We start from the raw sequence: 22,946 nt of genomic DNA, 5'->3' as shown, positions 1-22,946 counted from the left end.
CGCCGTCCGAAATGCCATGCGCGCGCGGCATCATTTGCAGTAAACTGCCATCCTGAAGCTGCCATACCTAGCACCAGCACTTTTTTCCAAGGAAATCCCATGCTCCCACGCCGCCAGCACGGCTTTACCCTCGTAGAAATCGCCATCGTCCTGGTCATCATCGGCTTGCTGCTCGGCGGCGTGCTCAAGGGGCAAGGCTTGATCGACAGCGCCAAGGTGAAAAACATCATCCAGCAGTCGAATGCGCTGACGGCCGCCGTCAACGCCTACCAGGACAAGTTCCGCGCCCTGCCCGGCGACGATCTCCAAGGCACCGTGCACGTGCCCAATTCGGCCGGCAACGGCAATGGCGACGGCCAGATCGGCGACGGCCAGCCGCGCGAATTCACCTTGGCGCCGCAGCACCTGGCGCTGGGCGGCTTCATCACCGGCTCGTTCAACGGCACTTCGCAATTCATGACCAGCGCCCAAGGGGGCGCCGTCTACCTGTACAACGACGAAGTGGGCGGCCGGGCCGGCAACGGCATCCGTTTCGACAACCTGCCCGAGAGCTACGCGGAGCAGATCGACAGCAAACTCGACGATGGTGTGGCCAGCACGGGCAGCGTCCGGGCGAACATGCCCTATGGCAATGCCGGTGCTATCGTCCCCCGCACCGCCGTCTTTTTCTAAGCCGCAAGTCACTATCGAAGGAATACCATGTCACCGCACCGCACACTCATCGTCTCCCTGGCCGCCTGCGCCTTGCTGGCCGGCAGCGCGCACGCCCAATACGTGGGACCGACGGCCGGCCCGGCCGCGCCCGGCAATGTGGCCGCCATCCTGAAAAATCCCGTCGACGACCAGGCCGTCGTGCTGCGCGGCAACCTGCTGCGCAAAGTGGGCAACGAGAAATATACGTTCTCCGACGGCACGGCGGAAATCCGCGTGGACATCGACGACAAGGTCTTCATGAACCGCAAGATCGACGCCAGGACCCGCGTGGAAATCCGTGGCGAAGTGGAAAAAGATTTCATGGAAAGCCCGGAAATCGATGTCGACGTGCTGACCGTGGTTCCGTAAGTTTCCTTGCCATCCCGCCGCCGCGGCGGGATGGGCGTCACCCCTCCTCTGTATGCCTTGCGCAACCTTTTTTCCATTACAGAAACTAGGCTTGTCAGAACAATCAATTTCGTCTAGCATCTTTTCATTCTAGGTCAGCCAGCGCCAGCGTCAGCCTGCCTGTCGACTCATCCATTCTGGGAGCTTTCCGGGTGCAAGATTTGCCTTCGATACGCTCAAGAATTTCATGGCTGGTGCTTGCCTGGGTCATTCCGACGGCACTCGTTTTTCTCCTGCTTGTGGCGCAAAGTTACACGCGCGAACGCGACCATGTCGTCAACGAAACGGCGCAGGCGGCGCGCGCCGTCGCCGCCGCCGTCGAACGCGACTTGAGCGGTGCGCAGATGGCCGCGCGCATCCTGGCCGCCTCGCCCGCCCTGCAAAACGACGACATCGACGCCCTGCGCGCCCTGGCCGGCAGCCTGCTGCAGCCGGGCCTGGCCGTCAGCGCCTTCATCGTGTCCGACGCCAAGGGCCGTCAGCTGATCAATACATCCCTGCCCGCCAGCCAGGCGCCGCCACCGTTGCCGCAAAAATGGGCCGCCAGCATGGAGCGCACGCGCGACCACGGCAAGCCTCGGCTGACCAGTTTGCTGACGGCGCCGGACGAGCTGCCGCGGCTGGCCCTGAACCAACCCTTGCCGCGCGACAAGGGTGCCGCCTATGTGCTGACGGCGCTTTACCCGCCCGACTACCTGCCCGTGCTGCTGCGCGAGCTGCACCTGCCCGCCTACCTGGGCGCGGCCATCGTCAATGCCGACGGCATCAACGTGGCGCGCACCCTGGCGCCGCAGCGTTACGTAGGCCAGCGCACCGTGGCGCCCCTGCTCGAGCAGATACGCCAGGCGCGCGAAGGCGTGCTGCGCCATGCCACCCTGGAAGGCCTCGACGTGTATACGGGCTTTCGCCGCGCGCCGGATGACGCCTGGACGGTCGCCGTCACCATGCGCACCAGCACGGTGGCCGAAGCCCTGCTGGGCTCCGTGGTCACCGGTTCCCTCATCCTGGCCCTGCTGCTGGGCGCCGGCTTTGCCCTGGCCTGGCGCGTGGGCGGCCGCCTGGCCCGCACCCTGCACGAACTGACGCAGCAGATCCACGCGCTGGCGCAAGGCAAGCCCCTGCTCTCGAACCGCCACGCGGACCGCGAATCGGCCGACATGGCAAGCGCCCTGGGCGCGCTGGAACGCGACTTGCGGCGCCACCGCACGCAGCTCGAAAGCCTGGTGGCAGAACGCACGCTGGCCCTGGAAAAATCCACGCGCCTGCTGGAAACCGTGTACGCGACGGCGCCCATCGGCATGCTGTTCGTGGGCCTGGACTTGCGCATCGTCATGATCAACCACTACCTGGCCGCCATCCACGGGGCCAGCGTGGCGCAGCATCTGGGCCGTCCCGTGGGCGCCATGCTGTTCGACGACGCCGTGCGCCTGGAGGTGGAGCGCTGCGTGCGCCAGGTGCTCGAAACGGGATTACCCATCGTCGACCTCGAATTGCAAGGCCATGGCGGGCAGCAACGCGAGCAGCTGAGCCACTGGGTCGTCTCGTATCACCCGATCTTCGGCCCCGAGCAGCAGTTGCTGGGGGTATCGGGCCTGTGGCTGGACATTAGCGAACGCAAGCGCAGCGAAGCGGAGTTTCGCCGTTCGAAACACCTGTTCGGCACCATCATCGAAAACATCCCGGCCATGGTCTTCGTCAAGCGTGCCGACAAGCTGAGCTTTGAAATGATCAACCGCCACGCGGAACTGACCCTGGGACGTTCGCGCGAGCAATTGCTGGGCAAGACGGACCACGATTTCTTCCCGCCGCAGCAGGCGTCCGCCTTCGTCAGCGCCGACCGCAAGCTGCTGGCCACGGGGCAGATGGTGGAAATCGAACAGGAGGCGATCAACACGGCCGACGGCACGACGCGCCACTTCACCACGCGCAAGGTGGTCCTGCGCGACGACGCGGGGCGCGCCAGCCACGTGCTGGGGGTGTCGATCGACATCACGGAACGCAAGCGCGCCACCGAGGTGCTGCACGCCACCACCTTGCGCCTGGAACAGAGCGAGCGCTTCATCCGCACCGTCACCGACAACCTGCCCGGCATGGTGTCGTACTGGGGCGCCGATCTGCGTTGCCGCTTCGCAAATAATTTCTATAACGAATGGTTTGGCCGCAGCAGCGCCGAACTGGCCGGCATCCACATGAGCGAATTGCTGGGGCAGGAACTGTTCGACGTGTATGCGCCCCATGTCGAGGGCGTTCTGGCGGGCCGGCCGCAAAGCTTCGAGCGCGACCTGCTCGACCCCACGGGCCAGGTGTGCCACACGTGGACCAACTACATTCCCGATGTCGACGATGGCGGCGGCGTGCGCGGCTTCTTCGTGCTGGCCTCGGACGTGTCCGAACTCAAGCGCACGGAATTGCGTCTGCACGAACTCAACGAACAAATGGTGCGCGCGCGCGACAAGGCCGAGGCGGCCAGTACGGCGAAGAGCGAATTCGTCGCCAACATGAGCCATGAAATCCGCACGCCGATGAACGCCATCATCGGCCTGGCGCGCCTGCTGGAAGAGTCGCCGCTGGAACGGCGCGAGCGCAGCTATGTGGGCAAGATCCAGATGGCCACGCAGTCGCTGCTCAACATCGTCAACGACGTGCTCGATTTTTCCAAAATCGAGGCGGGGCAGATGGTGCTGGAACAGCGCCGCTTCCAGCTCGAACGCATGCTGGGCAGCGTGGGCGTGCTGCTGGCCAGCAGCGCCTGGGCGCGCGGCGTGGAGCCCGTGTTCGTGCTCGACCCGCGCGTGCCCGACGAACTGATCGGCGACGCCCTGCGCATGGAACAGATCCTCATCAACCTGATGGGCAACGCCGTCAAGTTCACCGCGCATGGCGAAGTGGTGCTGTCCATCGCCATGGCGGCCGAGGATGCGGCCGGCGCGACGCTCGAGTTTTCCGTGCGCGACACAGGCATCGGCATCGGCGCGGCCGAGCAGGAGCACATCTTCGACGCGTTTTCCCAAGGCGACAGCGGCACCAGCCGCAAATACGGCGGCACGGGACTGGGGTTGGCCATCTGCCGGCGCATGGTGGAATTGATGGGCGGCCAGCTCAGCGTGAAAAGCACGCTGGGCGTAGGTTCCGACTTCCGTTTCAGCTGCCGCTTCGACAAGGTGGCGCCACCGCCAGAGGCGCCCGGCAAGGGCGCGCCCAGGGAGCTGTCGCTGCTGATCATCGACGATAACGCCAGCGTGCGCGCCATGCTGGAAGACTGGTGCGCGGCGCAGGGCTGGCACAGCCGCAGCGCCGACAGCGGCGCGGCCGGCCTGGCCCTGCTGCGCAAGCATGCCGGCGGCGAACGGGCGGCGGACCTTGTGCTGCTGGACGCGGCCATGCCGGGCATGGATGGCATTTCCATGCTCACCGAGGCGCGCACCGACGAACACCTGGCGCTGCCGCCCGTGATCATGCTGGTGGCCGACCAGGACAGCGAAAACCTCGAACGCCTGGCCGACAGCTTGATGCTGGCCGGCATCGTTTCGAAACCGGCCACCCCGGCGCGCCTGCTGGCGGCCGTCATGGCCGTGCGGGATGGACGCAACGGCCGCAGCGCGCCATCCGTGCTGCCCGTTTCCACGCCCTTGTCGGGCTTGCTGGAAGGCATGCGCGTCCTGCTGGTGGAAGACAATGAAATCAACCAGGAAGTGGCGCAGTACATCCTGCTGCACTCGGGCGCGCGCGTGGCCGTGGCGGCCAACGGCAGGCTGGCCGTCGACATGCTGGCGCACAGCCCGCAAGCGTGGGACGTGGTGCTGATGGATTTGCAGATGCCCGTCATGAATGGCTACGACGCGACCCTGGCCATCCGCGCGCTGGGCTTGCCGGACTTGCCCATCGTCGCCATGACGGCCAACGCCATGGACGAGGACCGCCTGCGCGCCATTGCCAGCGGCATGAATGCGCACGTGGCCAAGCCCATCGATGTCGACGACATGATCGAGACCCTGACCCGGCTGGTGCCGGCGCCGCCGGGCGCGGCCACTGGCGGCGGTGCCATTGCGGCCGACAATGCCGCCGCGTGGATGCCCGATGTGCCGGCCATGGTGCCAGGCATCGACCTGGCCGCGGCCCTGCACCGCTTCGGCGGCGATTACGGCGCCTTCCTGGCCCTGCTCAAGCGCTTTGAAAATTCGCAAGGCGACGCCGTCGAGGAAACCGGGCGCCTATTGGCCGCTGGCCAGACGCGGCAGGCGGCGCAACTGCTGCACCGCGTGTGCGGCGTGGCGGCCAACCTGGGCGCCACGCGCGTCGCCAGCCTGGCCGGCGACGCGGAAAAATCGCTGCACGGGGGCGCTTCGCAAGCTACCGCCGCCTTGCTGGGACAGCTGGAACTGGCGATGGCCGAAGTCATCGAAGCGGCGCGCGCCCTGCCCTCGCCCTTGCGACGCGGCCAGCCGGCACAAGCCGCGCCCGGCAGCGCACCGCTCGACCTGCGCGCCGGCCTGGCCGACCTGCTCGTCCTGATCCGCAACAATAACCTGAAGGCGCTGGCCCGATTCCACGCCCTGCACCCCGCCCTACAACAATCAGACCGGGAAGCGGCCCTGGCGCTGGCAAACGCGATCGAGACACTGAACTTTTCCGCAGCGGAAAAACTCGTGCTCGATCAGCTGAAACGAGAGGAAAACAAGTGAGCTGGACCAACCTTGCCATGAACGGGCGCATCCTCATCGTCGATGACGCCATGGAAAACATCCAGATTCTGCACCAGCTGCTGCGCGAGGAACACGACGTGCTGTTCGCCCTGAGCGGCGAGAAGGCGCTGGAAATTGCACATAATCAACTACCGGACCTGATCCTGCTCGACGCCGTCATGCCCGGCATGGATGGCTATGCCGTGTGCAACGCGCTGCGCGAATCGACCATCCTCAGCGCCATCCCCGTCATCTTCGTCACGGCCCTGAACCAGCCCGAGGACGAAACGCGGGCGCTGGAAGCGGGCGCCGTCGATTTCATCACGAAACCGTTCAACGCGGCCGTCGTGCGGGCGCGCGTGCGCAGCCAGCTGACCATCAAGCGGCAAGCCGACGCCATGCGCGAACTGTCGCTGACGGATTCGCTGACGGGCGTGGCCAACCGGCGCAGTTTCAACGACACGATGGACAGCGAATGGAGGCGCTGCGCGCGCGACGGCGTGCCGATGGCCTTGATCATGGCCGATATCGACCACTTCAAGGATTACAACGATACGTATGGCCACCAGGCGGGCGACCTGTGCCTGCAACAGGTGAGCGCCGCCCTGCGCCGCTGCGCCGTGCGCCCGCCCGACCTGCTGGCGCGCTACGGCGGCGAGGAATTCATCATCCTGCTGCCGCAGGAAACGCGCGACGGCGCCGAAGTGGTGGCCCAGCGCATCCTCGACGAAGTGCGCGCGTTGCAGATTCCCCACGCCAGATCGAGCGCCGGCCCGCACGTCACCGTCAGCCTGGGCATGGCCAGCGTCATGCCCACGGAAGGCATGGACCCGAGCGCCCTGATCCGTGCCGCCGACGCCCTGCTGTACCGCGCCAAGCATACGGGACGGGACAGGTATTGCGCGTCGGCGGGGGAGTGAAGAGGAGGCGCGCCTGCGTCGGCTTACGCTCTGCGGGCTAAGCCGACCTACCCCGACCTGCGCGGCGTAGCCAGGCTTATCCCTCAGGGATAGCAGCGCATCAAAAACTCCGCCACGCACACGGGTTTGGTGTCGCCTTCCCTTTCCATGGTGACGGCCCAGTTCACTTGCGCCCCTTCCGGCAAGTCGTCGACGGACAGGATGTCAAGCCGCGCGCGCAGGCGGCTGCCCATGGGCACGGGGGCGGGAAAGCGCACTTTATTCAAGCCATAATTGATGGCCATGCGGATGCCGGCCATGTGCAAGGCTCCCTGCAACATGGCCGGCAGCAGCGATAACGTCAGGAAGCCGTGCGCCACGGTGCAGCCGTACGGCGACTCGCGTGCGCAGCGCTCCGCGTCGACGTGGATCCACTGATGGTCGTCCGTGGCGTCGGCAAAGGTGTCGATGCGCTGCTGGGTGATGGTGAGCCAGTCGGAAACGGCCACGTGCTGTCCCGCCAGGGCCTGGAAACCGGCGATGCCAGCGATATCACGCATGCTGCTCTCCTGCCGGGCGGCGGCCGAACATGCCCATGCCTTCGACGGTGGTGACCACTTCGCCATGCTGGTTGCGCACGCTCCATACGGAAATGACGATGCCGCGGTCCGGCTTCGACGTGGACGGACGCACTTCCTTGACCTGGTAGGTCAGTTGCAAGGTGTCGCCCGCGCGCACGGGTTTGAGCCAGCGGATGCTGTCCAGGCCGGGCGAGCCCATGCTGGACGAATGCTTGAGCAGATTGTCCACGACCAGGCGCATCATCATGCCGCAGGTATGCCAGCCGCTGGCGATGACGCCCTTGAAGATGGTCTTTTCGGCGGCCTCATGGTCGACGTGGAATGGCTGGGGGTCGAAATCCGTGGCAAAGGCGATGATTTCCCTCTCCGTCACATGGCGCTGGCCCAGGTCGATTTCCAGGCCTTGCGTAAAGTCTTCGAAATACCAGTGTTTCGGGGTGATGGCAGGCGATGCGGTCATGCGGTCTCCGTCGGCAAGAAGCCCGGCTGGGCGATAAAGCGCTCGATGTGATGGTCCACGTCGCCCAGGGTCAGGGCGATCATGCTCAAGCGCTTGAAATGGTGGGCGGCGGGCAATTCGTCCGTGACGCCCATGCCGCCATGCAATTGCACGGCTTGCTGGCCGACAAAGGTGGCGGCCAGCCCCACCCTCGCCTTGGCGGCGGAGACCGTGCGGCGCCGCTCGGCCGCATCTTCGCTGTCAACCTTGGCGGCGGCCAGCATGGCCATCGAGCGCGCCTGCTCCAGGTGGATGAACATGTCGGCCATGCGGTGCTGCAAGGCCTGGAATTTGCCGATCGGCGCACCGAACTGCTGACGCGTTTTCAGGTAGTCGAGGGTGGCGGCAAAGATGGCGTCCATGGCGCCCACGGCTTCCGCGCACAGCAAGGCGGCGCCATAGTCGAGCGCCGCGTCCAGCACGGCCCAGCCCTGGCCTGCCTGGCCGACCAGGGTGTCGTGGCCCAGTACCACTTGCACGAGGGTGACGGTGGCGGCGCGCTGGCCGTCGATGGTCCGGTAGTCGCGCACGGAAACGCCGGGCGCGTCAACAGGCACGAGGAACAGCGAAACGCCATCCGTATCCCTCTGGCCGCCGCCGCTGCGCGCCGAGACGATCAGCGCGCCCGCCTGGGCGCCGTGGATGACGACGGTTTTCTCGCCGTCGAGCACGAAACCGTCGCCGCTGGCCTTGGCGGTCGTGGCGATATCGTGCATGTCGTGGCGCGACTGGCGCTCGCCCAGCGCGCAAGCCAGTTTCAGGCTGCCGCTGGCGACCTGCTCCAGCACGCCGTCGTGGCCGCCCGCCAGGCTCAGGAAGCGCGCGCCCAGCACGGTGGCCAGGTAGGGCTCGACCACCAGGCCGCGGCCCAGTTCCTGCATCACCAGCAGCATGTCGACGGCCGTGCCGTCGAAACCGCCCGCGCCGGCCGGCAGCGGCAAGGCCGTCATGCCCAGCTCGGCCAGGGTGGCCCAGGCGGCGTCGGAGGTACCCGTGGCCGAGTGGACGATCTGCTTGCGCGTTTCAAACGGGTAATCCTTGTCGACCCAGCGCCGCAGCGCGTCGGCGAATTGCTGCTGTTCCTGATTAAATTGAAAGTCCATGTCGTCTCCTTCTGGCTTACAGGCCCAGGATCATCTGCGTGATGATGTTTTTCTGGATTTCATTCGAGCCGCCATAGATCGATGTCTTGCGGTAATTGAAGTAATACGCGGCCAGCGGCGCGGCCAGGTCGTCGCCGCCAGCGCTGTGCGGCGCGCTGCCGTCAAGAAAATCCGGGTCAAAGGGCAAGGCTTGCGGGCCGATGGCTTCGACCATCAGTTCCGTCAGCTGCTGCTGCAGTTCCGAACCGCGCACCTTCAGCATCGACGCCTGCGGTCCCGGCCCCTTGCCTTCTTCACTGATCACGCGCAAAACCGTCATTTCCAGCGCCATCAATTCGATTTCCAGAGTGGCGACCTTGGCCGCAAAGGCGGGGTCGTGCAGCAGCGACGCACCGCGCTTGCTTTGCTGCATGGCCAGCTGCTTGAGGAAGGTCAGCTCGCGCTTGGAGCGACCGACGGCGGCGATGCCCGTGCGCTCATGGCCCAGCAGATACTTGGCGTACGTCCAGCCCTTGTTTTCCTGGCCCACCAGCTTGTTGACGGGCACGCGCACATTGTCGAAGAAGACTTCGTTCACTTCATGTTCTTCATCGAGCATGATGATGGGGCGCACGGTGATGCCCGGCGTTTTCATGTCGATCAGCAAGAAACTGATGCCTTCCTGCTTGCGCACCGTGCTGTCCGTGCGCACCAGGCAAAAGATCATGTCGGCATGCTGGCCCAAGGTAGTCCAGGTTTTCTGACCATTCACGATGTAATGGTCGCCGTCGCGCTGGGCCGTGGTTTTCAGCGAAGCGAGGTCGGAACCGGCGCCCGGCTCGGAATATCCCTGGCACCACCAGTCGTCGCAGTTCAGGATGCGCGGCAAGTAGTATGCTTTTTGTTCGGCGTTGGCGAAAGCCATGATGACGGGCGCCACCATGTTGATGCCGAATGGCAAAATCGGCGGCGTGGCGGCGCGCGCGCACTCCTCTTCCCAGATGTGGCGCTGCACGGCCGTCCAGCCCGTGCCGCCATATTCGACTGGCCAGGCCGGCGCGGCCCAGCCCTGCTGTGCGACGATCTTGTGCCAGCGCACGTAGTCGTCGCGGTTCAGGCGCAGATGCTGGCGCACCTTGCGCTGCAAATCCGCCGGCAGATGGTTGTCGAGGAAGGCGCGCACCGTGTCGCGGAAGGCGCTCTCCTCGGCCGTGTAATGCAGGTCCATGTCTGTCTCCTTGTTCTTGTCGGTTGCCGTGATGACTGCACGCAAGGAAACTCAGCGCACAAAAAAGCACGACCGTTCTCAAGGATTGTACAACAGAATGGGAGTGGCGCCAGGGGTTTTACAGAGGCTGGCGCGCAAGGGAAGTCGGTGCGCGGCTGGCTGGCGTAGGACCGCGTCTATGTGTGCGACAGAATATTGATGAGCTTGCCGAACGGGTCGCGCACGAAAAACCGCCTGACACCCCAAGGTTCATCGGTGAGGCCATATTCAATGGGAAACCCGGCTCCAGACATGCGTTCAAAGGCGGTATCCACGTCATCGACTTCAATGGAAAGGTCAGGCACGGCAGTGTTCGAGCCGCCTTCCGTCGCAAAGCTCACTTGAACGTTCATCTCGGTCTGCGAACCATACGTCATGATCCAGCCGTGGTCCATCAACAGGCTCAGCCCCAGCACTTCCTCGTAAAACTTCCGCGCCAGGCCCGGATCCGACGCGGGGAAATTTGCAACGATACGCTTGACTTGCATAGTTGTTCTCCTTGTCAATATAAGCTTAGACCTCTATTTTCCAAACCTGCTCAATATCGTCATCCGCTTCTCCAGGCATGGCCGCTTCAGACGAAACTGCCACTTTTCGCGACTACCTTTGAAGCAACAAGCCCCGCAGCAGCAATTCCAATGCAGCAGTTCCTTTTACCAGGCGCGCATTGCCTTCGTCGCCGTCGGCGATCCAGAACGCCGCTTCCGCCAGGCTGCCGTAGATCAGCGAAGCCAATGCCTGCGGGCAAGCGTCGGCCACGATGTCCTGGTGAATCAGCTGCTGGATAAGCCCCTGCATCGACTCGAGGCAATGGCGCTGCGAGTCCGGTGAAGCGCCGCCCAGGACCGCCTTGGCATCGCGCAACACGATGCGCTGAATTTCCGGTTCCAGGGCCATCTCCAGATAGGCACGGCAGCGATGGCGAAAGCCTTCCCACAGGTCTGCGGCGCTGTCGGAGATGGCTTGCAGGCGGCCATCCATTTCCGCGTCGATCTGCTCCACCACCGCCAGCAGCAAGCCCTTCTTGTCACCGAAGTGATGATACAGCGCACCACGCGTCAGCCCTGCCTGCGCGGTGAGGTCGTCCATCGACGTGTCGGCATAACCGCGCTCGCTGAACACTTTGCGGGCGGTGGCCAGCAACGAGGCACGGGTTTCTTCCATTTCCACACGGGTGCGGCGAACCATTGCTTTCTCCTTACATACGCAGCGTATGATTATTTACATTCACTTCGTATGTATATATACTTTATTCATACGCGATGTATGTATTATCGCTGCGGAGTGTCTCCGTTGCAAGCGGGCACACCCGTTTATCGCTTGATCACATGAAGGATATGAACCATGAGTACGTCTTTTTGCGCTGCCGCAGAAACTTCCGTCCGCCACCCCCGGCTGGCGGTCACCGCTGTCGGCATGGCCACCTTTTCCGTCGTGACGACGGAAATGCTCCCGGTCGGCCTGTTGACGCCGATTGCCGACACCCTGACCACCTCCACGGGAACGGCCGGCCTGATGATCTCGCTGCCCGCATTGCTGGCGGCCTTGTTCGCGCCGCTGGTCGTGCTTGCATCGGGAAGCCTGGACAGGCGCAAGATTCTCTGTGGTTTGCTGACACTCCTGGTGATCGCGAACATTGCCTCGGCCCTGGCGCAGAACATGGCGTGGATGCTGGCGGCGCGGGTACTCGTCGGTTTTTGCATGGGCGGCATCTGGGCCATCGCCGGCGGCCTCGCTTCCCGCCTGGTTCCAGCCCGCTCGGTAGGCCTGGCAACGTCGGTCATCTTCGGCGGCGTGGCGGCCGCTTCCGTGCTGGGCGTGCCGCTAGGCGCCCAAATCGGCGACCTCGCAGGATGGCGCTGGGCCTTCGGCGTCATGGCGCTGTTCAGCGGCCTGGTCCTGGCGCTGCATCTGGCCGTCATTCCCGCCCTGCCCGCTGCCGGTTCGGCGACCTTGCGACAATTCGGCAAACAGTTGAGCAACAGGCAGTTGCAAGCGGGACTGCTTCTGACCTTGCTGCTGGTGACCAGCCATTTCATGGCCTTTACCTTCGTGCGCCCGCTACTGCTGTCCGTGTCGGGCTTCGATGCGCAATGGCTGGGCGCACTGCTGTTTGCCTATGGCTTCGCGGGCATCATTGGAAACTTCCTGGCCGGTGTCGCTGCGGCGCGGCGCACGGCGACTACCATCATCGCCATCTCGGGCGGCCTGCTGCTCACGCCGCTGCTGTTCCTCGCTGTCGGCGGCTCCGGCATCGGCGGCGGCACGGTGCTGCTGGCCTGGGGCTTGGCCTACGGCGGTGTATCTGTCGGCCTGATGACCTTGATGATGAAGGCGGCGCCCGGGGCCGTGGAGATCGTCGCCGCGCTGTATGTGGGCGTCTTCAATATCGGCATCGCGCTCGGGGCGTGGACCGGTGGTCAGGCCGTCGACAGGCTGGGCCTCTCGGCCAACCTGTGGCTTGCCGCAGGCTTCGCCGCTGCCGCCTTGCTGCTGTCATTTGGCATCAGCGTTGCTGGAGCCAACAAACGCCCTGGCGCTGCAAGGGATTGACGCTGGCCGCCGTCAGCCATACAAGTGCAGCAGCACTTGCACGGCAACGATCTTGACGATGGTCATGCTGGGGAAAATCATGGCGTAGCCGAGGTTAGGCCGGTCCGACTTGGCCAGGCGGTTGGCGAACACCAGCACGGCCGGGTTGCCCGTGGCGCCGGCCGCGATGCCGAGCAATTCGGGAAACGGCAGGCGCAGGAATACCTTGCCCAGAATCACGACGAGAGCGACCACCACGAGCACCGTCACGACGCCGAGCGCCAGCATGGGCAAGCCGTCGGCACCCACTTGCTGCACGAAGGGCAAGCCGGACGCCATGCCGACGGAAGCGAGGAAAATCGTCAAGCCATAGTTGCGCATGACCAGGTTGGCCGACAACGGCAAGCGCCAGCTGATCTTGCCGACTCGGCCCAGGCGGCCCAGAATCAGCGCCATCACCAGTGGCCCGCCGGCCAGGCCCAGGCTGAACGAGCCTATCCACGGCAAGGGGATAGGCACGAGGCCCAGCAGCACGCCCAAGACCATGCCCATGCCCAGCGACACATAGCTGAACTCGGCCGTGGCCGTGATGGAATTGCCGAACAGTTTGCGCACGTCGGCCGCATGTTTCGCCGGCGCGATGGCCATCACCCTGTCGCCGAATTCCAGGGTCAGGAACGGGTGCGGCAGGATCATGGCGTCGCCGCGGCGGATGAACGCGATCTGCAGGGGGAAATCCTTGGCCAGGTTCAGCTCGCCCAGGGGCACGCCGACGATTTCCGCATCCGACACGAACACTTCCGTGCCATCGAAATCGCCGCGGTCCTTCATCAGGCGGCCCGGGTCCAGATGGCCCAGCGCCGTACGCGCCGCTTCCACACCGGCCACCGTGCCCGACACCATCAGCGCGTCGCCCACGCCAAGCACGAGGCTTGGGTCGGGCAAGCGGTTCTGGTGGCCCTGGCGCACGCCGATCACTTGCACGCCAGCCAGGGGGCCGTCGGCCAGTTCGGACAGGGCCGCGCCCGCCAATTTGGCTGCGTCGATGGTGATTTCGGAGACGACAATGGGCGCCGGCGGCGGCGTCAGCACGGGTTTTAGTATGCGCCCGGCCAGGTACAGGCCCAGCATGGGGCCGACGACGCCGAACGGATACGCGACGGCATAGCCGACGGCCGCGTCGCCATTGCCGTGCGACGCTTCCAGCGCCGCCTGCAGGGCGGCCGTGCTGGTCATGGCGCCGGCAAACACGCCGCTGGCCATGCGCAGCGAGATATCGATCCACTGCCCGCCCCAGATGGACACGGCCAGGCCGCCCATGACGGCGACAAAGGCGATCAGATTGTGTTTCTGTCCCGCGCCGCGCAAGCCCGCGAAAAATTGCACGCCGTACTGCACGCCGATGCCATACAGGAACAGCAGCAAGCCGATGGAGCCGACCATCGGCGGCGGCACGGAACCGGGAGCAAAGGCGCCCAGCGCCAGCCCCGCGAACAGCACGCCGCCCACGCCCAGCGAAAAGCCGAACACGCTGATGCGCCCCAGCGCATAACCGGCGCCGATGACGAGGAACAGGGCGAGGATGGGCGACGATTCCAGGGTATGGCGGAAGAGTTCAAGCATGGGGCAGCCTTATTCTGGGGAAGGCCCAGTTTAACATGCACAAAAGCAACACGATGGCGATGATGACAAGCAAGCGTGCGCAGCTTTGCACCACAAAACGGGCAAAAAAAAGCCCGCTGCGGGAGCGGGCTGAATCTAATTCCTATGCGGAAGTAGAGGAGACAAATGAATGATGCCGCATCGCAGCATAGCTATCCAATTGCATGTTGTGATGATAGAAATATGTTTTATCAATATCTGCCCTCCTCCTCGCGCAACGCCTGGCGCACGGCGGGACGCTCGCCGACGCGCTCGAACAAGCGCCTCACTTGCGGGAAGGCCGACAAGTCCACCTTGGTGTGCGCAGACCAGCCGAGGATGGTGTACAGATAGGCATCCGCGATGGAATAGCGCTCACCCAGCAGATACGGCCCGCCGGCCGCCAGTTGCCGCTCCACATAATCGAGGCGGGCAGCCAGGCGCGAGCGGGCCACGTCCTGCGCCTGCGCGCCGTATTCCGGATGGAATAGCCAGGGACTGAACACCTTGTGCAACTCGGTGGCAATAAAACCCAGCCACGACTGCAGCTGCACGCGCGCCATGGTTCCTGCCGGCGGCGCCAGACCGCTGGCCGGCGCCAGATCGGCCAGGTATTGCACGATGGCCGTGCCCTCCAGCAAGATGGTACCGTCGTCCAGCGCCAGCGCCGGCACGTACAGATTCGGATTGATGCGCGCATAATCGGCGCCCGTTTCCGTGACGCGCGGGATCTTGCGAATATCAACTCTTTCCAGTTCCAGCGCGATGCCCGCCTCGATGGCCACGATGTGCGGCGACAAAGAACACGTTCCCGTTGCGTAATACAGTTTCATGATCACTCCTCGAAAAGTTACACGGACGCGGGATCCAGTTTTTCCACGTCGATGCCGTATTTGGCGATGGCTTCGCCAATCTTGCTGCGTGGCAGCTCGCCTCCATCCGCCAGCGCCGTCAGCGCTGCCAGCACGATGAAATGGCGGTCCACTTCAAAGAAGGTGCGCAAGGATTCGCGCGTATCGGAGCGGCCAAAGCCATCCGTACCCAGGGTGACAAAGCGCCGGTCGTGCACGAAGGGGCGCACCTGGTCGGCCACGATCTTCATGTAATCGGTGGCGATCACCACTGGGCCTTGCCGGCCAGCCAGGCATTGCTCGATATAGGGCACGCGTGGCGCGCTGTCCGGGTGCAGCATGTTCCAGCGCTGCACGGCCAGGCCGTCGCGCCGCACTTCCGTGAGGCTGGTGGCGCTCCACACGTCGGCCGCCACGCCGAAATCCTGCTGCAGCAGCACGCTGGCGGCCAACACCTCGCGCAGGATGGACCCGCTGCCCATCAGCTGCACGCGCGGCGTGGTTGCCATGAGTGCTTCCGGACTTTCCTGCAGCAGATACAGGCCCTGCAGGATGCCCGCCTCGGCCCCTGCCGGCATGGCCGGGTGCGGATAGTTTTCGTTGAGCAAGGTGATGTAATAGAAAATATCCTCTTGCTCGGCAAACATGCGGCGCATGCCATCGTGGATGATGACGGCCAGCTCGTAGGCATAGGTGGGATCGTACGAGATGCAGTTGGGAATCACGGACGACAGCACGTGGCTGTGGCCATCATCGTGCTGCAAGCCTTCCCCCATCAGCGTCGTGCGGCCCGACGTGGCGCCCAGCAAAAAGCCGCGCGTGCGGGCATCGGCCGCCGCCCACGCCAGGTCGCCCACGCGCTGCAAGCCGAACATCGAATAGAAGATGTAGAACGGAATGGTGGCCAGGCCATGGTTGCTGTACGACGTGCCGGCGGCGATCCAGGAAGAAATGGCGCCCGATTCATTGATGCCCTCCTGCAAGATCTGCCCATCCTTGGCTTCCTTGTAATAGCTGAGCTGCCCGGCGTCCTGCGGCGTGTACAGCTGGCCCAGCCAGGAATGGATGCCGATCTGGCGGAACAGGCCTTCCATGCCAAACGTGCGCGATTCGTCCGGCACGATGGGAACGATGATCTTGCTCAAGGCGGCATCTTTCAGCAGGGTGCCGAGGATGCGCACAAAGGCCATGGTGGTGGACGCGCCCCGCTCGCCGCTATCGTTGAGCTGGGTGGCGAACGTGGACAGCGGCGGTATCGGCAAGGGCGCCACCTTGCCGATGCGGGCGGGAATGTAGCCGCCCAGCTGCGCCCGGCGCGCGGCAAAATAGCGCCCTTCCTCGCTGTCCGGCGCCGGTTTCAGGTAGGGCATCTCTTCCAGCTGGGCATCGCTGACGGGCAGCGCGAAGCGGTCGCGGAACGCGCGCACGGCGTCGGCGCTCATCTTTTTCAGCTGATGGTTGATGTTCTGCCCTTCTCCCGCCTCGCCCATGCCGAAACCCTTGACGGTCTTGGCCAGGATCACGGTGGGACGGCCCGGCGTGCGCATGGCTTCCGCGTAGGCCGCATGGACTTTCTCCGGGTCATGGCCGCCGCGCGTCAGCTTCCAGATGTCGTCGTCCGACATGTGCGCCACCAGCGCCAGCAGTTCCGGATACTTGCCAAAGAAATGCTCGCGCACATAAGCGCCATTCTGCGATTTGAAGGTCTGGTAATCGCCGTCCACGCATTCCATCATGCGCTGACGCAACAAACCACTCGTGTCGCGCGCCAGCAGGGCATCCCAGCCGCTGCCCCAGATGACCTTGATGACGTGCCAGCCGGCCGCACGGAACGTACCCTCCAGTTCCTGGATGACCTTGCTGTTGCCGCGCACGGGACCGTCAAGGCGCTGCAGGTTGCAGTTGACGACAAAGATCAGGTTATCCAGGCGCTCGCGTCCGCCCAGCGAAATGGCGGCCAGGGATTCGGGCTGGTCCATCTCGCCATCGCCGAGGAAGGCCCACACCTTGCGGCCCTGGTGTTCCTTCAAGCCACGGTACTCGAGGTAGCGCATGAAACGGGCCTGGTAGGCCGCCGTCAGCGGGCCCAGTCCCATGGAGACGGTGGGAAATTGCCAGAAGTCCGGCATCAGCCGGGGATGCGGATACGACGACAAGCCCTCGCGCCCCGCTTCGCGGCGGTAATTGTCCAGCTGCGCTTGCGTGATGCGGCCTTCCAGATAGGCGCGGCCATAGATGCCGGGCGCGGAATGGCCCTGGATGTAGACCAGGTCGCCGGCGAACTGGTCCGTGCGGCCACGGAAGAAGTGGTCGAAACCCACGTCGTACAGCACGGCCGCCGACTGGTAGGTGGCGATGTGGCCGCCCACGTTCGAATGCTTGGCCGCGCGCAAGACCATCACCATCGCATTCCAGCGGATATACGCGTTCAGGCGGCGCTCGATGGCCAGGTCGCCCGGATACGCACCCTGGCGTTCGGGGGCGATGCTGTTGGTATAGGCGGTGGTGACGCGGCCATGCATGCCGCCGTGCTGCGCGGAATCGGAATCGACGAGCTGGTCAAGCAAATAATGGGCGCGCGGGCGCCCTTCCACCGCGACGACGGCCTGCATCGCCTCCAGCCATTCTTTGGTTTCCTGCGGGTCAATATCGGGCACAGCGAGGGATGTGGTCATGGCAGTCTCCTGGGTTGGGAAATCGATACGCGAATAATTGCCTATGCAATCATTGCATTTGCAATCGTTATGACGGGCATTGTATAGCGCTATAATTGCATTTGCAACTGTGATCGATCTGGAGGAATACGATGTCTGAAACTGCACCTGAAATTGGCCCGGCCCCTGCGCCCGACCTGTGGTTCTCGTTCGTGCGTACGCACCGTTTGATGATCCGCGAAATCGAGCGCCGCCTCGCCGCGGCCGGCTTGCCCGTGTATGCGTGGTATGACGTGCTGTGGGGCCTCGAAAGCGGACAGGACGGTTCGCGCCGCATGCATGAACTGGCCGACGCTCTGGCCATCGAGCGCTACAACCTGACGCGCCTGGTGGACAAGCTGGAAACGGACCGGCTGGTGACGCGCACGCGCTCGATGGAAGACGGGCGCGCCGCCTTCGTTTCCATCACGGAAGACGGGAAAATCCTGCGCAAGAAGATGTGGGCCGTCTACCAGGCAACAGTGGCCGACCTGTTCCTCGCGCACTTTGACAGCGGCGAGCAGCAGGACTTCAGCGCCGCCCTCGCGCGCGCCGCCGAGGCTGCACGCAACGCCGCTCAGAGCAAGGCGTAGCGCCGCAGCGCGTAATCGACGAACTGCAGGGGCAGCGCGCCATCGTCGGCCAGGGCTTTCAAGGCCGTGACGGCCAGCCATGGCGCGCTGACCTCCATCATGGCGTCAGCACCGACGGCGATGAAACGCCCGCGCACGTAGCCGCCAATCTGGCCCGCGATGTGCTGCCCATAGCCGGTGACGGCGATGACGGGCGCGGCGCTGTCATCGAGGCAGCGCCGCACATGGGCCAACCTTGGGACGGCGCGCGGGTGACGCAGGTTCCACTGCTCCGCCGCCTGCGCATCGCGCGCCAGGCGCGTGTAGCTGGGGCAACTCCACACTTGCGCGGCGATATCCCAGTCGTCCTTGAGCAAGCGGGCCGCATCGGCAACGACGGCCAGCATCGTTCCCGCTCCGCACAGACGCACCCGGCATGGCGCCGGATCCGGCGGCGACACGCGATACATGCCCAGGCTGGCCGCTGCCGCATCGGCGGCCGACAAGGGCGCCGCCACCGCATCCGTATCCGTATCCGCACCTTCGTCCGCATCTTCATCCGCACCTTCGTCATGTATGGCCAGGTAGTAATAACCTGGCTGCTGTTCCAGATACAGCGTTTCCAGTGCCGAGCGCAGGATGGCGCGCACTTCCTCGCCCGTGGCCGGGTCGAACGGCGTGCAATTGTGCTGCGCGGCCAGCCAGGCGGGCAGCGCGGGCTGCACGCCTTTCGGCCAGCACGAGGCTTGCGTTTCCGCATCGCTGCAGACGATGCCACGCTCGCAAGCATCGACCAGTACGCCACACAATGCCTGAACCGAAGCGGGACGGCACAGATACAGCAGCGGTTTGTCGGCGCCATAGCGCAGCGGCCAGGCACTGGCGGACGCCGTCACATTCCAGGCATCGTCAGACTGCTGCATCACTTCCGCGCGCACGACGCTGATGGCGTTCACCGCACCTGGCCCCGTCTGCAAGCTGCCCGCCATGGCGCCCAGCGCCCGGCGTGGCGAAACCTGCCGCAACGGCAACGCTGGCGGTGCCGCCAGCGCGGCCAGGCAGGCCTGGACGGTGTCGCGCGCCACGTCCAATGGCGGTAGGGGAAGTAAAGGGGAAGAATGCATGCAGGCTCCTGTCGCAACAATGCTTGCGCAAGGCAGATATTGCCTATACGATTGCAAATGCAATTATTGTAGTTGCAATTCTTTGCGCGTACAAGTGCGCGAGCCAAGTGAAATCCTGTCTTCGAGGTGAAAAATGACGCTGAACAATCCTGAAACCGTGCGCATGGCCTATGCCGTGAAACTGACGAATGCGCAAGTCGAGGCGGCCAAGCGCCTGTATGCCGCGCATTTCGGCGGCACGGACAACCCGCAGGCAATGGCCGCCATCATCGCGGCGCTGGCGCGCAACTACAGTTCCGCCGTAGCGGCGAATGTGCTGTAGCGCACCACGTACGACGTGGGCAAAAACCGCGACGGAAGCGGACCTAGCTCGTTCCAAAAATGATGAGCTTTCGATGCGATCTTTGTTCACGCGTCACCAGCACGCGGGCTTGTTCCACGGTGACGCAAGCGTGCGGCGCAAACCCCTTTGGCACCGTTTCCGCATCGCGCGCGATAAGTTGCGGATCATTGATCACGTCATAGTCGCCGCGCTTGAAAAGCAATTGCTCGATACCTGCGCCCCCTTCGGACATCGGTTTGACGACGATCAGCGACCAAAGACCTTCCTCACCCAGAAATTTGTTTTGCTTCAGGAACGCGTTAACGCGATCCGCATGAGGCGCCGAGTCGCTCAGCTCGCTCTGATAAATGCCCATCGGGCACAGCATCGCGCCGGGCGGCCACCCCATATCAGGCAGCGCTGCGACCGTGACCGGACGCAATTGGGACAAATGGTGGTCAAGCGGGTGCCTCTCCGCCGAACAGGCGCCGAGCGCCATCAGCGCCAGCATGCCGGCGGCGCGAAACAAAGGCATCATCAACTTGTCTCCTTGTATGTTTATGCTTAAACAAATCTATATTAATGGATGCGGCCATGAAAACAGGCAAAAAAAAGCCCGCTACGGAAGCGGGCTGAATCTATTTCCTTGGAGGAAGTAGAGGAGACAAGTGCATGATGCCGCATCGCAGCATCATTATCCAATTGCATGTTGTGATGACAGAAATACGATTGTTCTATATCTCGGCCACGTTTCAGCCATAGCGGCCTCCCCTGCCCTTGCCATCGTTACGCCACGGTGTCGCCGCGCAAGGTTTTCGCTGCCGCCACCATGTTGGCCAGCGCGGGTATCACTTCTTTCCAGCCGCGCGTCTTCAGGCCGCAATCGGGATTGACCCACAGGCGCTGCGCGGGAATGCGCTCGGCCGCCTTGCGCATCAGCTTGACCATCTGTTCCTGGCCAGGAATGTTGGGCGAGTGGATGTCGTAGACGCCAGGACCGATGTCGTTCGGATAGTTGAAGTCATCGAAGGCGTCCAGCAATTCCATGTCGGAGCGCGAGGTTTCAATCGTGATGACGTCCGCATCCATACCGGCGATCTGCGCGATGATGTCGTTAAATTCCGAATAGCACATGTGCGTGTGGATCTGCGTTTCATCGGCCACGCCATTGGCCGTGATGCGGAACGATTCCACGGCCCAGCGCAGGTACTCGGCCCACTGGGATTTGCGCAGCGGCAAGCCTTCGCGCAGCGCCGCCTCGTCGATCTGGATCACGCGGATGCCGGCCCGTTCCAGGTCCTGCACCTCGGCGCGGATGGCCAACGCCAGCTGGTGGCACGACACGGAACGGGGCTGGTCATCGCGCACGAAAGACCAGTTCAGGATGGTGACGGGGCCCGTCAGCATGCCTTTCATCGGCTTGTTCGTCAGCGACTGGGCGTAGGTGCTCCACTCGACCGTCATGGCGCGCGGGCGGCTGATGTCGCCGAACAAAATAGGCGGCTTCACGCAGCGCGAACCGTACGATTGCACCCAGCCGAACTGGCTGAAGGTATAGCCGTCGAGCTGTTCGCCGAAATATTCCACCATGTCATTGCGTTCCGCCTCGCCGTGCACGAAGACGTCCAGACCCAGCGCTTCCTGTTCCTGGACGCAATGGGCGATTTCCGCCTGCATCAGTTTTTTATAGCTGGCTTCATCGAGCTGGCCGCTGCGGAACTGGCTGCGGGCCTGGCGGATTTCCGCAGTCTGCGGGAAAGAGCCGATGGTTGTCGTCGGGTACGCGGGCAGTTGCAACAGCGCAGCTTGCTTGGCGGCACGCTCGGCATAGCCGCCGGCACGCTGGCCCAGGCTGGCGTCGATGCGGGCCACGGCCGCTTTCACTGCCGGATTGTGCACGCGCGGCGACTGGCGGCGCGCTTGCACAGCCGCCTGATTGGCGTCCAGCGCGGCTTGCACGGAAGCGCGGCCCTGGTTCAGTGCGCCGGCAATCGTGTGCACTTCATCAAGCTTTTGACGGGCAAAGGCCAGCCAGGACTGGATCTCGGCATCGAGCTTTTGCTCGCTGGCCAGGTCGACGGGCACGTGCAGCAAGGAGCATGACGGGGCGATCCACAGCCGCGATTGCAGGCTGGCGTGCACGGGTTCCAGCCATGCCAGCACTGCATTCAAATCCGTCTTCCAGATATTGCGGCCATTTACGACACCCAGCGACAGCACGCTGGTGGCGGGCAACCGGGCAATCACCTGCGCCACTTCCTCGCGGGCATTGATGGCGTCAAGATGCAAGCCTTGCACAGGCAGCCTGCACGCCAGTGCCAAGTTGTCTTGCAGCTTGCCGAAATACGTGGCCAGCAGCAATTTGACGTTGTTGGCCTTGCTCAAGGCATCATAGGCCGTGACCAGCGCCTGCTGCCAGGCGCTGTCCAGTTCCGTGACGAGGATCGGTTCGTCGATTTGCACCCACTCCACGCCCTGGGCCGCCAGTTCCTCCAGCAATTGCACGTAGACGGGCAGCAAGCCTTGCAGCAGCGCCAGCTTATAAGAATCATCCTTGGCCTTGCCCAGCCACAGATAGGTGACAGGGCCGATCAGCACGGGCTTGGCTTTAACGTTCAATTGGCGCGCTTGCGCCAGTTGCTGCAGCAAACGGCTGCTGTCGAGCTTGAATTGCGTCCCGGCCGAAAATTCAGGCACGATGTAGTGATAATTGGTGTCGAACCATTTCGTCATTTCGCCGGCGTGGACGCAGCTGCAATCGCTGTCGCCGGCCGAGCGGCCACGGGCCACCCGAAAATAGTTATCAAGCGCCGCGCCTTCCAGGCCGCGCACGCGTTGTGGCAAGTTACCCAGGGTAAAACTCAGGTCCAGCACCTGGTCATAGAAGGAAAAGTCGCCCACGGGCGCCAGGGCCAGCCCGCTCTGCTCTTGCCAGTGGCGCTGGCGCAGTTCGGCGCCCTGGCCTTCCAGCGCGGCCAAGGTGCTGTTGCCCTTCCAGTAGTCTTCCAGGGAAAATTTCAGTTCGCGTTTGGCGCCGATGCGCGGGTAGCCCAAATTGTGTGTCGTAACGGTCATGGTCGTGCCTCCTGATGAAGTATGG

The 22,946-nt window shown here is 63.9% G+C and carries 19 protein-coding genes; 7 read left to right on the top strand and 12 right to left on the bottom strand.

Annotated elements, in window-relative coordinates; genetic code table 11:
• Positions 1–99: 99 nt before the first annotated feature.
• From GYK42_RS06535 to GYK42_RS06520, 4 genes are all read left to right on the top strand, one after another.
• Complete coding sequence (locus GYK42_RS06535; protein ID WP_166446813.1) at positions 100–672, top strand: prepilin-type N-terminal cleavage/methylation domain-containing protein; 573 nt, start codon at positions 100–102, stop codon at positions 670–672.
• Positions 673–699: 27 nt separating this feature from the next.
• Entirely contained in the window at positions 700–1,062 is a 363-nt protein-coding gene (locus GYK42_RS06530) for a NirD/YgiW/YdeI family stress tolerance protein (protein WP_166446812.1), read from the top strand.
• 233 nt (positions 1,063–1,295) lie between these two features.
• On the top strand, positions 1,296–5,783 hold the full coding sequence (locus GYK42_RS06525) for a PAS domain-containing protein (RefSeq protein WP_346768069.1): 4,488 nt from the start codon (positions 1,296–1,298) through the stop codon (positions 5,781–5,783).
• Positions 5,780–6,703 (top strand): diguanylate cyclase domain-containing protein, encoded by a 924-nt coding sequence (locus tag GYK42_RS06520; RefSeq protein ID WP_346768068.1) that lies wholly within the window; start codon positions 5,780–5,782, stop codon positions 6,701–6,703. The genes GYK42_RS06525 and GYK42_RS06520 overlap by 4 nt, the downstream gene beginning before the upstream one ends.
• A gap of 83 nt (positions 6,704–6,786) precedes the next feature.
• Here the strand turns inward: GYK42_RS06520 and GYK42_RS06515 are convergent, their stop codons facing one another.
• The 6 genes from GYK42_RS06515 to GYK42_RS06490 form a co-directional block, all read right to left on the bottom strand.
• Complete coding sequence (locus tag GYK42_RS06515; RefSeq protein WP_166446811.1) at positions 6,787–7,242, bottom strand: MaoC family dehydratase; 456 nt, start codon at positions 7,240–7,242, stop codon at positions 6,787–6,789.
• Positions 7,235–7,723 carry a MaoC family dehydratase gene (locus GYK42_RS06510; RefSeq protein ID WP_166446810.1) on the bottom strand — a complete coding sequence of 163 codons (489 nt, stop codon included), beginning with the start codon at positions 7,721–7,723 and terminating at the stop codon, positions 7,235–7,237. The genes GYK42_RS06515 and GYK42_RS06510 overlap by 8 nt, the downstream gene beginning before the upstream one ends.
• Positions 7,720–8,865: an acyl-CoA dehydrogenase family protein gene (locus tag GYK42_RS06505; protein ID WP_166446809.1), complete on the bottom strand. Its 1,146-nt coding sequence runs from the start codon at positions 8,863–8,865 to the stop codon at positions 7,720–7,722. Before GYK42_RS06505 ends, GYK42_RS06510 begins: the two co-directional genes overlap by 4 nt.
• 16 nt (positions 8,866–8,881) lie before the next feature.
• On the bottom strand, positions 8,882–10,072 hold the full coding sequence (locus tag GYK42_RS06500; RefSeq protein ID WP_166446808.1) for an acyl-CoA dehydrogenase family protein: 1,191 nt from the start codon (positions 10,070–10,072) through the stop codon (positions 8,882–8,884).
• 176 nt (positions 10,073–10,248) lie between these two features.
• Complete coding sequence (locus GYK42_RS06495) at positions 10,249–10,599, bottom strand: VOC family protein (protein ID WP_046683060.1); 351 nt, start codon at positions 10,597–10,599, stop codon at positions 10,249–10,251.
• A gap of 112 nt (positions 10,600–10,711) precedes the next feature.
• Complete coding sequence (locus GYK42_RS06490; protein WP_166446807.1) at positions 10,712–11,299, bottom strand: TetR/AcrR family transcriptional regulator; 588 nt, start codon at positions 11,297–11,299, stop codon at positions 10,712–10,714.
• Between the two features lie 156 nt (positions 11,300–11,455).
• Between GYK42_RS06490 and GYK42_RS06485 the strand changes: the two genes are divergently transcribed.
• Complete coding sequence (locus GYK42_RS06485; protein ID WP_166446806.1) at positions 11,456–12,664, top strand: MFS transporter; 1,209 nt, start codon at positions 11,456–11,458, stop codon at positions 12,662–12,664.
• A gap of 12 nt (positions 12,665–12,676) precedes the next feature.
• Here GYK42_RS06485 and GYK42_RS06480 read toward each other — a convergent pair whose 3' ends face one another.
• The 3 genes from GYK42_RS06480 to aceE form a co-directional block, all read right to left on the bottom strand.
• Positions 12,677–14,266: an aspartate:alanine exchanger family transporter gene (locus GYK42_RS06480; RefSeq protein WP_166446805.1), complete on the bottom strand. Its 1,590-nt coding sequence runs from the start codon at positions 14,264–14,266 to the stop codon at positions 12,677–12,679.
• Positions 14,267–14,496: 230 nt separating this feature from the next.
• Positions 14,497–15,117, bottom strand: a complete 621-nt coding sequence (gene gstA / locus GYK42_RS06475; RefSeq protein ID WP_166446804.1) for a glutathione transferase GstA — start codon at positions 15,115–15,117, stop codon at positions 14,497–14,499.
• 17 nt (positions 15,118–15,134) lie between these two features.
• Entirely contained in the window at positions 15,135–17,810 is a 2,676-nt protein-coding gene (aceE, locus tag GYK42_RS06470) for a pyruvate dehydrogenase (acetyl-transferring), homodimeric type (protein WP_166446803.1), read from the bottom strand.
• A 131-nt stretch (positions 17,811–17,941) separates the two neighbouring features.
• Here aceE and GYK42_RS06465 point away from each other — a divergent pair, with 131 nt between their 5' ends.
• Positions 17,942–18,421, top strand: a complete 480-nt coding sequence (locus tag GYK42_RS06465; RefSeq protein WP_166446802.1) for a MarR family winged helix-turn-helix transcriptional regulator — start codon at positions 17,942–17,944, stop codon at positions 18,419–18,421.
• Here GYK42_RS06465 and GYK42_RS06460 read toward each other — a convergent pair.
• On the bottom strand, positions 18,406–19,524 hold the full coding sequence (locus GYK42_RS06460) for a transketolase-like TK C-terminal-containing protein (RefSeq protein ID WP_166446801.1): 1,119 nt from the start codon (positions 19,522–19,524) through the stop codon (positions 18,406–18,408). The genes GYK42_RS06465 and GYK42_RS06460 overlap by 16 nt on opposite strands.
• A gap of 133 nt (positions 19,525–19,657) precedes the next feature.
• Here GYK42_RS06460 and GYK42_RS06455 point away from each other — a divergent pair, with 133 nt between their 5' ends.
• The gene (locus tag GYK42_RS06455; RefSeq protein WP_046684175.1) at positions 19,658–19,846 is read left to right on the top strand and encodes a hypothetical protein; all 189 of its coding nucleotides are present in this window, start codon (positions 19,658–19,660) and stop codon (positions 19,844–19,846) included.
• Between the two features lie 43 nt (positions 19,847–19,889).
• On the opposite strand, the gene GYK42_RS06450 is transcribed toward GYK42_RS06455, so the two are convergent.
• Both GYK42_RS06450 and metE read right to left on the bottom strand, forming a co-directional pair.
• Positions 19,890–20,384, bottom strand: coding sequence for a hypothetical protein (locus GYK42_RS06450; protein WP_166446800.1), 495 nt, complete (start codon positions 20,382–20,384; stop codon positions 19,890–19,892).
• A 248-nt stretch (positions 20,385–20,632) separates the two neighbouring features.
• The gene (metE, locus tag GYK42_RS06445; RefSeq protein WP_166446799.1) at positions 20,633–22,921 is read right to left on the bottom strand and encodes a 5-methyltetrahydropteroyltriglutamate--homocysteine S-methyltransferase; all 2,289 of its coding nucleotides are present in this window, start codon (positions 22,919–22,921) and stop codon (positions 20,633–20,635) included.
• Positions 22,922–22,946 lie beyond the last annotated feature (25 nt).

This window comes from Janthinobacterium lividum, from assembly GCF_011601275.1.
In the GTDB taxonomy this organism is placed as follows: domain Bacteria; phylum Pseudomonadota; class Gammaproteobacteria; order Burkholderiales; family Burkholderiaceae_D; genus Janthinobacterium; species Janthinobacterium lividum_E.
The sequence above is the reverse complement of the archived record's forward strand: the minus strand, read 5'-3'. Positions and strand labels throughout refer to the sequence as shown.